The organism is Agilicoccus flavus (assembly GCF_014857905.1).
In the GTDB taxonomy this organism is placed as follows: domain Bacteria; phylum Actinomycetota; class Actinomycetes; order Actinomycetales; family Dermatophilaceae; genus Agilicoccus; species Agilicoccus flavus.
The window spans coordinates 145,182-157,879 of the sequence record NZ_JACYXE010000002.1; the positions used below are offsets into that span (position 1 = coordinate 145,182).

The 12,698-nt window shown below is 73.3% G+C and carries 14 protein-coding genes; 6 read left to right on the plus strand and 8 right to left on the minus strand.

The window, feature by feature from the left end:
* Positions 1–47: 47 nt before the first annotated feature.
* The gene (locus ICW24_RS04195; protein WP_226344461.1) at positions 48–914 is read left to right on the plus strand and encodes a hypothetical protein; all 867 of its coding nucleotides are present in this window, start codon (positions 48–50) and stop codon (positions 912–914) included.
* Here ICW24_RS04195 and ICW24_RS04200 read toward each other — a convergent pair.
* The 3 genes from ICW24_RS04200 to ICW24_RS04210 all read right to left on the minus strand — a co-directional run bounded on the left by ICW24_RS04200 (position 906) and on the right by ICW24_RS04210 (position 3,722).
* A complete protein-coding gene (locus ICW24_RS04200; protein WP_226344462.1) occupies positions 906–2,228 on the minus strand; it encodes an O-antigen ligase family protein in 1,323 nt (440 codons plus the stop codon). The genes ICW24_RS04195 and ICW24_RS04200 overlap by 9 nt on opposite strands.
* Positions 2,225–3,052 carry an SH3 domain-containing protein gene (locus ICW24_RS04205; protein ID WP_226344463.1) on the minus strand — a complete coding sequence of 276 codons (828 nt, stop codon included), beginning with the start codon at positions 3,050–3,052 and terminating at the stop codon, positions 2,225–2,227. The genes ICW24_RS04200 and ICW24_RS04205 overlap by 4 nt, the downstream gene beginning before the upstream one ends.
* Positions 3,053–3,179: 127 nt before the next feature.
* Entirely contained in the window at positions 3,180–3,722 is a 543-nt protein-coding gene (locus tag ICW24_RS04210; RefSeq protein ID WP_226344464.1) for an acyltransferase, read from the minus strand.
* Between the two features lie 164 nt (positions 3,723–3,886).
* Between ICW24_RS04210 and ICW24_RS04215 the strand changes: the two genes are divergently transcribed.
* Entirely contained in the window at positions 3,887–4,153 is a 267-nt protein-coding gene (locus ICW24_RS04215; RefSeq protein ID WP_226344465.1) for a F0F1 ATP synthase subunit epsilon, read from the plus strand.
* Positions 4,154–4,157: 4 nt separating this feature from the next.
* On the plus strand, positions 4,158–4,595 hold the full coding sequence (locus tag ICW24_RS04220) for a DUF2550 family protein (protein WP_226344466.1): 438 nt from the start codon (positions 4,158–4,160) through the stop codon (positions 4,593–4,595).
* Between the two features lie 33 nt (positions 4,596–4,628).
* Here ICW24_RS04220 and ICW24_RS04225 read toward each other — a convergent pair whose 3' ends face one another.
* Positions 4,629–5,297 carry a cob(I)yrinic acid a,c-diamide adenosyltransferase gene (locus tag ICW24_RS04225; RefSeq protein WP_226344467.1) on the minus strand — a complete coding sequence of 223 codons (669 nt, stop codon included), beginning with the start codon at positions 5,295–5,297 and terminating at the stop codon, positions 4,629–4,631.
* Between the two features lie 49 nt (positions 5,298–5,346).
* Between ICW24_RS04225 and ICW24_RS04230 the strand changes: the two genes are divergently transcribed.
* Positions 5,347–5,796 carry a hypothetical protein gene (locus tag ICW24_RS04230; protein ID WP_226344468.1) on the plus strand — a complete coding sequence of 150 codons (450 nt, stop codon included), beginning with the start codon at positions 5,347–5,349 and terminating at the stop codon, positions 5,794–5,796.
* Between the two features lie 13 nt (positions 5,797–5,809).
* On the opposite strand, the gene ICW24_RS04235 is transcribed toward ICW24_RS04230, so the two are convergent.
* Positions 5,810–7,354 (minus strand): gamma-glutamyltransferase, encoded by a 1,545-nt coding sequence (locus tag ICW24_RS04235; RefSeq protein WP_226344469.1) that lies wholly within the window; start codon positions 7,352–7,354, stop codon positions 5,810–5,812.
* A 171-nt stretch (positions 7,355–7,525) separates the two neighbouring features.
* Entirely contained in the window at positions 7,526–8,230 is a 705-nt protein-coding gene (nucS, locus tag ICW24_RS04240; RefSeq protein WP_226344470.1) for an endonuclease NucS, read from the minus strand.
* A 234-nt stretch (positions 8,231–8,464) separates the two neighbouring features.
* Here nucS and ICW24_RS04245 point away from each other — a divergent pair, with 234 nt between their 5' ends.
* Entirely contained in the window at positions 8,465–9,481 is a 1,017-nt protein-coding gene (locus ICW24_RS04245; RefSeq protein WP_226344471.1) for a glycosyltransferase, read from the plus strand.
* Between the two features lie 72 nt (positions 9,482–9,553).
* Here the strand turns inward: ICW24_RS04245 and ICW24_RS04250 are convergent, their stop codons facing one another.
* Positions 9,554–11,713: a hypothetical protein gene (locus ICW24_RS04250; protein ID WP_226344472.1), complete on the minus strand. Its 2,160-nt coding sequence runs from the start codon at positions 11,711–11,713 to the stop codon at positions 9,554–9,556.
* Positions 11,714–11,805: 92 nt separating this feature from the next.
* Here ICW24_RS04250 and ICW24_RS04255 point away from each other — a divergent pair, with 92 nt between their 5' ends.
* Positions 11,806–12,120: an Rv1322 family protein gene (locus ICW24_RS04255; RefSeq protein WP_226344473.1), complete on the plus strand. Its 315-nt coding sequence runs from the start codon at positions 11,806–11,808 to the stop codon at positions 12,118–12,120.
* Between the two features lie 76 nt (positions 12,121–12,196).
* Here ICW24_RS04255 and mce read toward each other — a convergent pair whose 3' ends face one another.
* On the minus strand, positions 12,197–12,682 hold the full coding sequence (gene mce, locus ICW24_RS04260; protein WP_226344474.1) for a methylmalonyl-CoA epimerase: 486 nt from the start codon (positions 12,680–12,682) through the stop codon (positions 12,197–12,199).
* Positions 12,683–12,698: the final 16 nt, after the last annotated feature.

The following is a 12,698-nucleotide window of genomic DNA, read 5'->3' on the forward strand; positions in this document are numbered from 1 at the left end:
TCCTCACCGACGTCTCGCATGCCCCGGTCCATGGGAACTCGACCGACATGATGCGGGATCTCCTCGGACAGATCGCCGCGAGCAACGGTTCCGTGGCGCTCAACACCGGGCACTACAACTCGACGTTGTGGGTGGCCGACGCCGACACGCGCCCCGTCCGCATCGCCTTCGACAACTGCCAGAAGAAGCCCGACGTACCGGACGGTCTGTACGACGGGCCCAAGTACTTCGTCGACGTCCCCATGCCCGACGCTGCTGCCCCTGCCAAGGGGACCGATGGTGCTCTCACGGTGTGGTCCCCGGATGCAGACCGTCTGTGGGAGTTCTGGGTCGCCAAGGAGGACGCCGCGGGCACGTGGTCCGCGTGCTGGGGAGGCCGCATCGACGGGCTGGCCCAGAGCCACGGCGCCTTCCCGAACCCCTTCGGGGCGTCGGCGTCGGGTCTGGCCACGGTCGGGTCGATGATCAGCGTCGAGGAGGCCCGCCGCGGCCGCATCGATCACGCGATCAACATCGGGCTGCGCACGGTCGGCTCGCCGTCCCGCGTCTACTACCCGGCCAACCGGAGCGACGGGAAGGGCGACTCGCCGGCATCGATCCCCATGGGCGCCCGCCTGCGCCTCGATCCGTCGATCGACGTGAACGCGCTGGACCTGACCCCGTTGGGCAAGGCCGTCGCGCGCGCGGCGCAGACGTATGGATTCCTGGTCACGGAGACGTCAGGGACCGTGGGGCTGGGGGCCGAGAGCGGACAGGCGGAGCGGCAGCGCACCGGCACCGACCCGTGGAAGGCGATCCTGGGCGACGTCCCCGACTACGCACAATTGGACGACTTCCCGTGGGATCGCCTGCAGGTGCTCGAGGCGGGATACGGGGCGCCCGAGGACGTGCCCTCCCCGTCCACGTCAGGCTGACAGGGTTCGGCTGTCCGCTGCGCGCGACAGGTCAGGCTCGTCGTCGAGTTCGCTGTTCTCGACCAGCTCCGGCCTCCCGGCGATGCCGGCAACGAGCCACATGAGGTCGTTCGGCAGGGGATAAGGGTTCGGGCTCGTCATCGACGGAACGAACCAGACCACCAGAAGAGCGATGAGGAGCAGCGCGAAGCCCTGGTACTCACTCCCGGGGACCCGGCGGGGTAGGCGAGCGGCGACCGCGACGGGGCCGAGCAGGACGGCCAGGATCCACAGGACCGCGCCGAGGATGCCCGTCTCGACCGCGCGGGAGAGGAACACGTTGTGGACCTCGATGGCGACGTTCGACAGTGGGTAGTTCGGGTCCTGCCGGACCCAGTCGTCGACGACGCGCACGAAGCGTTGCCACCCCACTCCGTCCAGCGGGCGTTCGGCCACGACGCGCAGGCCGGCGGCGTTGGTGTTCTGGCGGTCGTAGATCGAGGACTGCATGGTGAGGCGCTCACTGAACGCGTCACCCAGCCCCGGGACGGCCGCGAAGAGCACCACCACGAATCCGATCGTGCCCAGGACGACGGCAGGTAGCCGCCGTCGCGCCGCGGGCACGAGCAGACCGACTCCGAGCACGGCGACGACGACGGCGAGCCATACGGAGCGCGTCAAGGCCAGGGCGACCCCGAGCGTCGTGCAGACGATGGCGGCGCCCGCCAGCACCCGAAGACCGGTACGGCCACGGGTGCGGCTCCACAACAACGCCGCCATGAAGAGACACATCGCCTGTGTCATCCCGTTCGCCTCGGCGCCGGCGAAGGGACCCCGGGCCCGTCCGAAGAGAATGCCCACGCTCTCGTCCATGATGTAGCGCGGCCGAACGAGCGACGAGGGGCCGATGATCTCGAAGACTGCGGTCAGACCCAGATAGACGCCGACCACCGAGAACACGATGAGCAGCAGCTCACGGCGCCGCGTCGTGGTGAAGACCAGCGCCCCGAGGGCGAACATTCCTAGTGGAACGATGATCCGATCGAGGAGCGCGAACGCCGGACCAGCCTGGAAGAGGGTGCCGTGGGTCAGGGCCGACGCGGCGGTCCACGCCACGACCGCGAACATGACGACGTAGACGTACTGGAAGCGCAGGCGCGGGCGGTGCGGGTCGAGAACGAGCAGGAGCACCGCTCCGGCGAAGGCGACTCGATCCAGAGGCAGTGGGACGCCGAGGAGGCCCCAGAACCCCGAGAACATCGAGCCGACCAGAGCGGCGAGCAGCGCCCACGTGTGGAGGGGGATCCGGTCCGATCTCCCGGCCGCCCGGCTCATCGGGCGCGCGACGACCGTCGGCGGTCGAGGCCGACGGCGATCACGAACGCCAGCAGCAGGCCGAGGCCGGCCCCGACGACCCCGTAGCGCTGCATCGAGGAGCGGCCCGTGTCCGAGATGACGGCCGCCTTTGCGATCGTGCGCAGGTCGGCGGACGCAGACGTCGCGGCGATCTGTGACTTGTACTTCTCGCTGCGCGCCTCCAGCTCCACCTCGAGCACGGATGCGTTGCTCTGCGCCTTCGTCACGGCCGCGGCCGTGCGGTTGTATTGGGCACTGGTGGAGTTTCGGTTCCCGTTGACCCGGGAGAACTCGGTCGTCGCCCGATCGAGCTCGGTCTTGGCCGCTGCCCAGGCCGCTGCAGCCTGCTTCACCTGTGCCAACGTCGCCTGCGGGTCCGTCTCCTCGCGGGCCGTGTTGACGGACGCCACCAGCGCCTCGGCGGCCGCGTCGGCCCCACCGAGGGCCTCCTGTTCGGAGCCGCTCTCCGCCAAGACGCGGATGACGTTGGACTCGGGTACCGGCGACGCGGAGACGGACGTCCCTGCGGGGACGTCGACGAAACCGCTCTGGGTCACCCAGCGGGAGTAGTCCTCGGCCATCGACCGCGTCGACTGCGGGAAGCCCGCAATGGCTCCGGCGCTCATGTCACCCGGTCCGACGGCCACGCGGGCCTCCGCGGTGTACGTCGCGGGGAGCCGGCTGCCGATCAGGGCACCGAGCGCGCCGAGGAGAAGGACGAGGCCAAGTGCCAGTGGCCAGCGTCGGATCAGCGACCCGATGGGTGACGCCAGGGTTGTCTCCCTGGTGGGGGTGGAGCTCACGCTTCTCCTCGAGGTTCACGGTGCCGCGAGCAGCAGGTCGGCCTGGCTCGAAGGCGTTGCACGACATAGCTATACGGTTCGGTGGCCCACCCTAGCGCCGTTGCCCGAAGAAGCCCGTCGGAGCCTGTCAACGCGACCCGAGCACGCGCGCGGGCGTCCCGCCGACGATCGTTCCCGGCTCGATGGCTCCGCGGACGACCGAATTCGCGGCGACGACGACCCCGGATCCGATCCGGGCTCCGGGAAGCACGGTGACTCCTGCCCCCAGCCAGACGTCGTCGCCGATGACGACGCCGTCACCGGACCACGGCTGTCGGGCGATCGGTGTACCGCGCTCGGTGCCGTGATTGGACCCGACGAGCGTGACGAACTGGGAGATGAGGCAGTCCGACCCGATCTCGATGCGGGCGCCAGCGCATCGGATGTTGTTGAACTCACCCACGTACGTGCGGTCGCCGATGCTCAACGTGGCTCCGGTGAGGCCACCGCCGTTCGTGACGGACACCACCGCCGGGCCCGACAAGGTCACGCCGTCACCCAGGGACGTTCGGGCCACGTCGCCGGAGAACGCCAACGACGGAGCGATGTGGGCGTGAGGAAAGGCCAGTCGCAGTCGCTCCCGGGGGAGCACGACGTCGCGCACGTACCGGGCGATGGCCTTCAGCGGCATGAGTTGTCCTGTCGTGGTGGAAGTTCGGGGCTCGAGCCCCAGCCTACGAGCCTGCGAGCGCGGCGCCCGGGCAGTCGAGCCGCGGGGGCGGCGGGAAGGGGCGCGGTGGCGACGGGCCGGGGCGATAGACTGCCCGGACCGCAGCGTCTACCCGGAGGATCACCGTGGCCAACCTGAACGTCGAGCTCGTCGCCGCCAACGGCAAGGTCTGGGAGGGTGAGGCCCGGATGGTGCGGGTCCGCAGCGTCGAGGGCGACCTCGGTGTCCTGCCCGGTCACGAGCCGATGCTCGTGGCGTTGGCGCCCGGCGAGGTCCACATCCGCGCCGAGGGCGGCGACGACACGACGGTCGAGATCGACGGTGGCTTCATGACCGTCGACAGCGACCACGTGACGGTCGTCGCCGAGTCGGTCGTACGCAGCGGCTCCTGACCCGATGAGCGGGGTGCTGATCTCGGCCGAAGTGCTGGTCGGTGCCCTGCTCCTCCTCGGCGTCTTCGTCGCCGTCACCCTGCTCCGCCGGCGCCTCATCGCGCAGGACGCCGAACTCGCCCTGTGCACCCTGGTCGTGGGCACGTCGCGCCCCCGGGTCGGCATGATGCGCATGACGGTGGACACCCTCGAGTGGTACCGCCTCTTCGGCGTCACCCCGCGCCCCGACCACCGGTGGGCCCGTTGGGGGCTCGACATCGGGACCCCCCGGCCCGTCGACGAGGACGCGAGCCCGCACGGGACGACGAGTTCCAGCGTGCAGGTCCCCGTCGAGGTCGCGGGGGAGCCGACCCCTCTGGCCATCGTCATGACGATCGGCAGCTACACGGCCTTCCGGGCCTGGGCCGAGGCCGGCCCACCGCGGTTCCCCGTCACGGGCTGAGCGGCCGGTCGGGCCGCGGCGAGCGGCGCAGCGTCACTCGCCGGACGCGTCGCCAGCGCCCTCGTCCTCTCGCCGCGCCCGGCCCCGCCGCTCCGGCGCTTCCGCACGGCCGCCGCCGGGCCGCCACAGGACGTCGCCGTCGGGCCCGCTCGCGACGCGCGCGAGGATGAACAGCAGGTCCGAGAGCCGGTTGAGGTACGTCGCCGCAAGGGGGTTCACTCCGCCGGGCCGGTCCCCGTCCGCGGGCTCGGTGCCGTAGGCCTCGACGGCCGCCCACGCCGACCGCTCCGCCCGGCGCACGACCGTGCAGGCGAGATGGAGGTAGGCCCCGCCGGGGCCCCCGCCGGGCAGGATGAAGGACCGCAGCGCGGGCAGGTCGGCGTTGTAGCGGTCGCAGTCGGCCTCCAGCTCGTCGATCCAGCGCTCCTGGACCCGCAGGGGCGGGTACTCGTAGGCGGTCGCGAGCGGGTTGCACAGGTCGGCGCCGACGTCGAACAGGTCGTTCTGCACACGGGTGAGCGTCTCGCGGATCTCCTCGCTCAACCCCCCGACCGTGACGGCCACACCGAGCGCCGCGTTCGCCTCGTTCGCGTCGGCGTACGCGACGAGCCGCGGGTCGGTCTTGCTCACCCGGCTGAAGTCGCCGAGGGCCGTCGTGCCCGAGTCCCCGGTGCGGGTGTAGATCCGGCTGAGGTTGACCATTCCCGCATCCTCCCAGACGCCCTCGACGCGCCGGGTCTACGGTCGGGGCATGGGCGATCTGCAGTGTCCGGCCACCGTCCTCGTCGTGCCCCCCGGCTGGGACGCCGGCGCGGTCGACGCCTCCTGGGCGGACGCGCCGCACGCCTGGCCCGGACCCCTCGACGCGACCGTCGCCCTCGTGCTCGCCGCGCCCTCGCGCGTCGAGACCGCGCAGGCCCTCGCGGCGCGGGTCGGGGCGGGAATGCGGGTCGTGGACGGTCTGGGCGGTTCCTCCGCGACGGTCGTCGCCGCCGCCATCGACGACGCGACCGACCTCGCCCGGGGGGAGCTCGTGCTCGTCCTGCCGACGGTGTCGCCGCCCGGCTGCCCCGCCGACGCGCCGGCGTGGCTCAGCATCGACGACGACGGGTGGGTGACGGTACCCCGGAACCCCGACCCCCTGGACTCCGAGCCCCGGAACCCCGGGGCCTCGGGGCGCGCCGGGCTCGGACCTCGGTGAGCCGGTCCTCCGGTCAGCCGACGCCGGTGGCGGCCTCGCGGCGGGGGTCGCCGGCGGCCTCCAGCGCGGAGTCGGGGTGGCGCAGGCAGGCGCCGACGCCGCCGAAGAACATCGCGAGCCGCTCGTGCGCGACGGCCCGCATCCCGGTGGCGGCGGCGATCTCGGCGAGTCCGACGCCGGGCTCGTACTCGAGGTGGGCGGAACCGTCGCCGTCGAGGACGACGTGCGCCCGGGGTGCGTCGATGGCTTCCTGCAGCGGGTGGTCGTCGAGGCAAACGCCGCCGAGCACCTGGAACAGCGCTGTCGTGATGCGGTCGGCGCCCGGGCTGCCAATGGCGAGCACGGCGCCGTCGTCGCGGCGGGCCGTGGCGGGCGCCATGTTCGACGCGAGGCGGGTGCCGGGGCGCAGCGCGTGCAGGCCCCGACGGTTGAGCTCCGGCTCGCCGAGCGCGTTGTTGAGCATGAGACCGGTGCCGGGCACCGTCACCCCGGAGCCGTAGCCCGACGACGTCGTGATCGCGCACGCGAGGCCGTCGCTGTCGACGACGGAGACGTGGATCGTCTCGGGGGAGGAGCACACCGCCTCGAGGCCGGCCGGGCCGAGGGTGTCGAGCAGCTCGAGCAGCTCGCGGCCGGCGGTCTCGAGGTCGTGCGCCCGGTCGATGGCCCGGTAACGGTAGCCGAGGACCGTGCGCTGGATGTCGACGACGTCGGACGCGTCCGTCGCGCCCCGGGTGCGGCGCCGGTCGGCCAGGAGCCGCAGCATCGTCGTCAACACCGGACCGCCGACGGACGGCGGCGGGTTGGCGGCGATGTCCCACGCGTGCAGCCGCGACCGCAGGGCGGGCCGGGTCACGGTCCGGTACTCCTGCAGGTCGGCCAGGCCGAGCAGGCCGCCGCGTCCGGCCAGGTCGGCGGCCAGCAGGCGGGCGAGCTCGCCCGAGTAGAGCGTGGACACCCCGTCGGCGGCGATCGTCTCGAACGTCGCGGCGAGCTGCGGGCTGAGCAGCGTCTGACCCATGACGGGCAGCGTGCCGTCCTGGCGGAGGTACGCCTTGGTCTCCGGGTCCGCGGCGAACAGCGTGTCGCCGGCCGTGCCGAGGTAGTAGGCCGACGCGCCGCCGAGCCGGAAGCCGCGGCGTGCGACGTCGATGGCCGGCGCCATCACCTCGGCCCACGGCAGGACCCCCCATCGCCCACTCGCCCGGTCGAGGGCCGCGAACATCCCGGGGGTGGCCACGGTTCCCGCGCCGCCGTAGATCGTCAGCCCGCCGAAGTACCCGGTCTCGTGCGCGTCGACGCCGTGCGTGAACCGCTCGGCGGCGGCGGCGCGGCCCGGCATCTCGACGTTGCCGTCGACGACGACGGGCTCGTCGCCCGGCGCCCACACGTTGACGAAGGCGCCGCCCATCGGCGACACGAGGCCGGGCTCCGTGACGGTCGCCGTGATGACGGCGGCCACCGCCGCGTCGACGGCGTTGCCGCCGGCGGCGGCGACGGACAGGGCGGCGTCCACCGGGTCGTGGCCGGGGGCGGCCACGGCGACGCGTCGGGTCATGGGTGCTCCGTTCGATGCGGGGCGCGGCCGGTCGGCGCGCCGTGAGGCCACCCGGCGTCCGCGCCAGGGAGGCGTTCCGGCGGTCCGGCGTTCCGGTGCGGGCAGGTCGCCCGTCCATCTTCCCACGGCGAGATCCGTGCGAAGGGCGGGAGCGAGCCTGCCGAGATCGAGCTAGAAGAGCCGCGCCTCGGCGTCGTCCATGCCGCGCAGCGCCTCGTAGTCGAGCGTCACGCAGCGGATACCGCGGTCGGTGGCGAGGGTGCGCGCCTGCGGCTTGATCTCCTGGGCGGCGAAGACGCCCCGCACCGGCCCGGCGGCGCGCAGGTGCGGGTCGCGGTTCATGAGCTCGAGGTAGCGGGTGAGCTGTTCGACCCCGTCGATCTCGCCGCGGCGCTTGATCTCGACGGCCACGCTCACGCCCGCCTCGTCGCGGCACAGGATGTCGACCGGTCCGATCGCCGTCATGTACTCGCGCCGGACGAGGCGGTAGCCCGCCCCCAGGGTGGTGATGTGTTCGGCGAGCAGCTTCTGCAGGTGCGCCTCGACCCCGTCCTTGACGAGGCCCGGGTCCACCCCGAGGGCGTGGGACGAGTCCGACAGCACCTCGAAGAGGCGGATCCGCAGCGTGTCGCCCGACTTCGGGGCTCGGACCACCCACACGGCGGTGACGCCCAGCTCGGCCTCGACCTCGTCGGGGTCGGCCTCGGCGAGGGTGCACGGCGGCGACATCCAGTTGAGCGGCTTGTACGAACCGCCGTCGCTGTGCACGAGCACCGACCCGTCGGCCTTGACGAGCAGCAGACGGGTCGCCCGGGGCAGGTGGGCCGCAAGACGGCCCTCGTAGTCGACGCTGCAGGACGCGATGACGAGACGCACGACGAGTCACCCTAGCGGGCCGGGAGGTCCGGCGATGACGCCCTCGGCGGGCGGCGGTTCGGGTGCCGGCGACGTCGCCCGACCGTCCGCGGGTCGGCCTCCCGGGCCTCGTGGCGCTCGAAAGGCCATTCGACGCAAGGGTGCTCGCCCTGGCAGGGTGGAAGGAGGCGACGGTGCCTCGACCACGACGGGCCCTGCGGGGCCCTCCACCCGGAATCGACCCCAGGAGCACCGGTGACGCAGGCGGCCGAGCACAGCCCCAGCCACGACAAGCCGATCATGAGCAGCATGTGGGGCTCCACGCCCCGCTGGGAACGATACGTCGCGTTCTACCGCCCGGAGCGGGTCGGCACCCTCGCCGACCACCGCCGCATGTGGTCCCTCGCCCGGGGCCGCCGCGCCGTCATCCTCCTCGGCGCGGTCTCGGTCCGGCACCGCTACCGCGACCTCGTCTTTGCCCTCGCGCTGAAGTACCTGCGCCGCCGTCCCCCGCGCGTCCTCATCACCGACGCGACGTGGGAGCCCGGCAGCCGGGCGCTCGCCGCCCGGACCCACCTGCCCGAGTCCGTGCTCGCTCGCCTCGTCCGCGGCGTGATCGGCCTCATCGACGGGCCCCACGTCCACTACGCCGTGCTGTCCCGCGACGAGATCCCCGCCTTCTCGCAGACCTGGGGCGTGCCGACGGAACGTATCGTCTTCACGCCGTTCCCCGCGACGATCCCCGCCGACACCCCCACGTCCGAGGGTGACTACGTCTTCGCCGGGGGGAACTCGCTGCGCGACTACGACCTGCTCGAGGAGGCCCTCGAGCGGTCGGGCCAGCGGGCGGTCGTCGCCTCGACGTGGCGCCCGCGGCGCGACGTCGCCGACGTCCGGGCCGGCACGTTTCCCCATGAGGAGTACGTGCGCCTCCTCGCCGGCGCCCGCGCCGTCGTCACGCCGCTGCAGACGACGGTGCGGTCGGCCGGCCAGCAGACCTACCTCAACGCGATGCTCCTCGGCAAGGTCGCCGTCGTCACGGACGCGCCCGGCGTGCGCGACTACGTCACCGACGGGGTCACCGGCGTGATCGTGCCCCCGACGGCGGAGGCACTGGCGGCGGCGCTGCGCGACATCGCCGACCCGGCCCGAGCGGAGCACTACCGGGCGATGGGGCAGCGGGCCCGCGAGTACGTGCTCGCACACCACACGTACGAGCGGTACTTCGACGACGCCGTCCTCGGTGCGATCGGGCTGCCGGCCTCGGTCTGAGGTCGCCGTTTCGACCGACCGGTCAGGACGCCCACCCCACCTCGATCGGGAGGTCGAGGGCTGACCGATCGATCAGGGGCCGTCGGGGGAGCCGGGCCGCTCGAGCTGGGCGAACGCGTCGCGGAGCTGTTCCGCTCCCCGCTTGAGGCGCTCGGTGCTGCCCACCCGGTTCCACACCGGCCAGGTCAGCGGCACCGTCACCGGGCTGCCGGGGGTCGACGACTCGATGGTCATCGCCATGCTCCGGATCGGGGTGAGGCCGGCCTTGAACCCGTCGAGGTCGAGCACGGTGCGCGCCGACGGGTCCGCGAACGACAGCATGGACCAGGGCAGCCGGAAGATGAGGGTGGCCGGCTTGGCCGCGTCGGGGCGCTCGAGGTGCCACGTCGCCCGGGAGTCGTAGTTCGGGTCCTTCGGGTCCCACGTGCCGATGACGAGCTCACCCACCTTGAGGAAGGTGGGCGACACCTGCGTCGTCGTGCCGGGCACGACGTAGGCCGTCGACGTCGTCAGGGCGACGACGTTCCACCCGCCGACGTCGGGCAACGGCCACCAACCGGCGGGGAGCCCGTCGAGCCGGGCCGGGTCGAGCGCGGCCCGCACGAACACCTCCGCGGTGCTCATCGTCGGCACCATGCGGATCGCGATGTCGTAGACCGGCTCGCCGCTGCCCCCGGGCAGCCGCAACCCGGGGCCGGTGAGCAGGTCGAACCCGATCTCGATGGGGGAGGTGACCCGTCCGGAGAACGACATCGTCAGGTACAGCCACGACTCGTCGTGGTCGATCTGCACCTGCTGCATCCCGTTCTGCGGCGCCGAATGCACCGTGCGGGGGCCGGACCTGACCGGGTCGTGCGCGAGCAGGCCCATCCACTGGTCGGCCGTGAGGGGGTCGTGCGTGAGCACGCGGCGGGCCGGCGCGACGAGGGCGGTGCGCGGCGCGGTGTTCCACGTCGTGGCCGACCAGTCGTCGTGCCACGCGGCGTACATCCCGCCCGCGAGGCCGAGGCCGGCGTACAGGCGCAGGAGGTCGGCGCCGATGCGCAGGGCCTCCTGCTCGCTGTGCGGCCCCTGGTCCCGCTCGGCCGGGCCGTTCGACCCGGAGCCGAGCGAGCTGCTCACCCCGAAGCTGCTCACGAGCAGGGGCGTGCCGCCGTGGTGCGAGGCGAGGGCCGCGAGGTAGGCGCGGTACGGGTCCTCCTCGTTCGCGTACTGCGGCTGGCGGTCGAGGAAGTCGGGCGCGTAGGGGGCGGCCGCGTAGGCCGCGAACGTGCCGCCGGGCCAGGCCGGGGAGGCGAACACGTGCGTCGTGTCGATGCCGGGGCCGCGCTGCGCGGCGATCCGCTCGGTCGGGTGGCTGAACGGGTCGGTCTCGGGGGAGTTGCCCACTGCGAGGGGAACGGACACGCCGCGGGCCGCCTCGAGCGCCGCGAGCTCGTCGAGGCGCGCGGCGAGCCAGTGCTCCGTCGCGGACGCCTGCACCGTCGAGGAGAAGTACCGGCCCTCGTGCCGGGCCTGACCGCTGCCGGCGGCGTCGGTCGCGACGACGGTCGCGGCCGGCCAGCCGTCGCCGAGGATCCACGCCACCGTCCAGGCGGAGACGTCGGCGGCCCAGCTGCCCGTGGGGCGGGCCGCGGTCGCGCGACCCGGGCGGACGAGGTCGCCGTGGACGGCCGCGCTCGCGTCGCGCAGCGCCTGCGTGGTCGCCGTCGTGACCCGGGGTGCGGTCAACAGGTCCCGGGCCAGGGGCGGCACGGCCACGCCCTGCACGAGGTAGATCGGGCTCGTCGCGTGAGCCGCGTTGTACGCGCGCAGCTCGGCGTAGAACGCCGGCGGGTGCAGCCGCGTGAGCCGCACGATCCGGACGCCGAGCTCGGCCATCGTCCCCAGCCACCGCCGGTAGTCGGCGGCCGTCGCCGAGAAGGTGCCCGGGGCGTCGCCCGGGAGGGTCGCCTCGAGGGTGACCCCGCCCCAGAACTGCACGTCCTGGCCCAGCGTGTGCAGGACGAGGCGCTGCTGGGCCTGGACCGCCACGCACGAGAGGCCGCCGACCGTGCGCGGATGCGGCGCCCAGGATCCGGCTCTCGAGGCGGAGGTGCTCGCGCGGCCCGTGGAGGGTCCTGCGGCGGGCGGGGCGGGCTCGGCGGTGCAACCCGCGAGAACGCCGCTCGCCCCGGCCGCGAGCGTGCCCGCGAGGAATCCGCGACGGGGCACTCCGTGCGGCGAGGTCATCGGTGGGCTTCTCCTCACTGCGGGGCGCGGGGGCGGGCGGTCCGCGGCACGGTCGCCGACGCGGACGCGCGCCGGGTTGAGACAATACCGCCATGCCCCGCGCCAACCGCCGTCGCCGTGACGACCGCGGATTGAGCCTCGACCGCGCGATCGGCGGCCTCGTCCGCACCGAGCACTATGCCGGGCGGCCGTTCTCGGTCCGGCGGGTCGGGCCGCGCCGCGACGGCGACGTCCGCGACTACCGGTGCCCGGGGTGTCAGCAGGCGGTGTCCTCGGCCATCGCCCACGTCGTCGCGTGGCCGGAGGACGGCTGGGGCGGCATGGGCGGCCTCGAAGACCGGCGTCACTGGCACGAGAGCTGCTGGCGCGCGCGGGACCGCCGCCCGCCGCCCGGGTCCTATCGCTGAGTGCCTCCCCGGCGCCACCCCGATGGCCGTCGGCGCCCCCGGTGACCGTCGGCGACCCCCTGCGACCCTCGCGTCGTCAGTGACCGGCGCCGGGTTCGACGAGCTCGACGAGGACCCCGCCCGCGTCCTTGGGGTGGACGAAGTTGATGCGGCTGCCGGCCGTGCCGCGCCTGGGCTCGGGGTAGAGCAGTCGCACCCCGCGCTCGCGGAGGGTGGCGCTCACCGCGTCGACGTCCTCGACCCGGTACGCGACCTGCTGGACCCCCACACCGTTGCGCTCGATGAACGTGGCGATGGTGGAGGACTCGTCCAACGGCGCGAGGAGCTGCACGCACGACCCGGAGTCGCCGACGCCCATCATCGCCTCGGCCACGCCCTGCTCCTCGTTGACCTCGCGGTGGAGCAGCGTCATCCCGTAGACGCGCTCGTGGAAGGCGATGGCCTCGTCGAGGTCGCGCACGGCCACGCCCACGTGGTCGATGGCGGTGAATAGGGGCGTCGGCCCGGCGGAGGGGGTGGCAGGGGTGGCGGGCCGGTGGGGGGTGGCGTCGTCGGTCGTCATGGGCCTCACGGTAAAG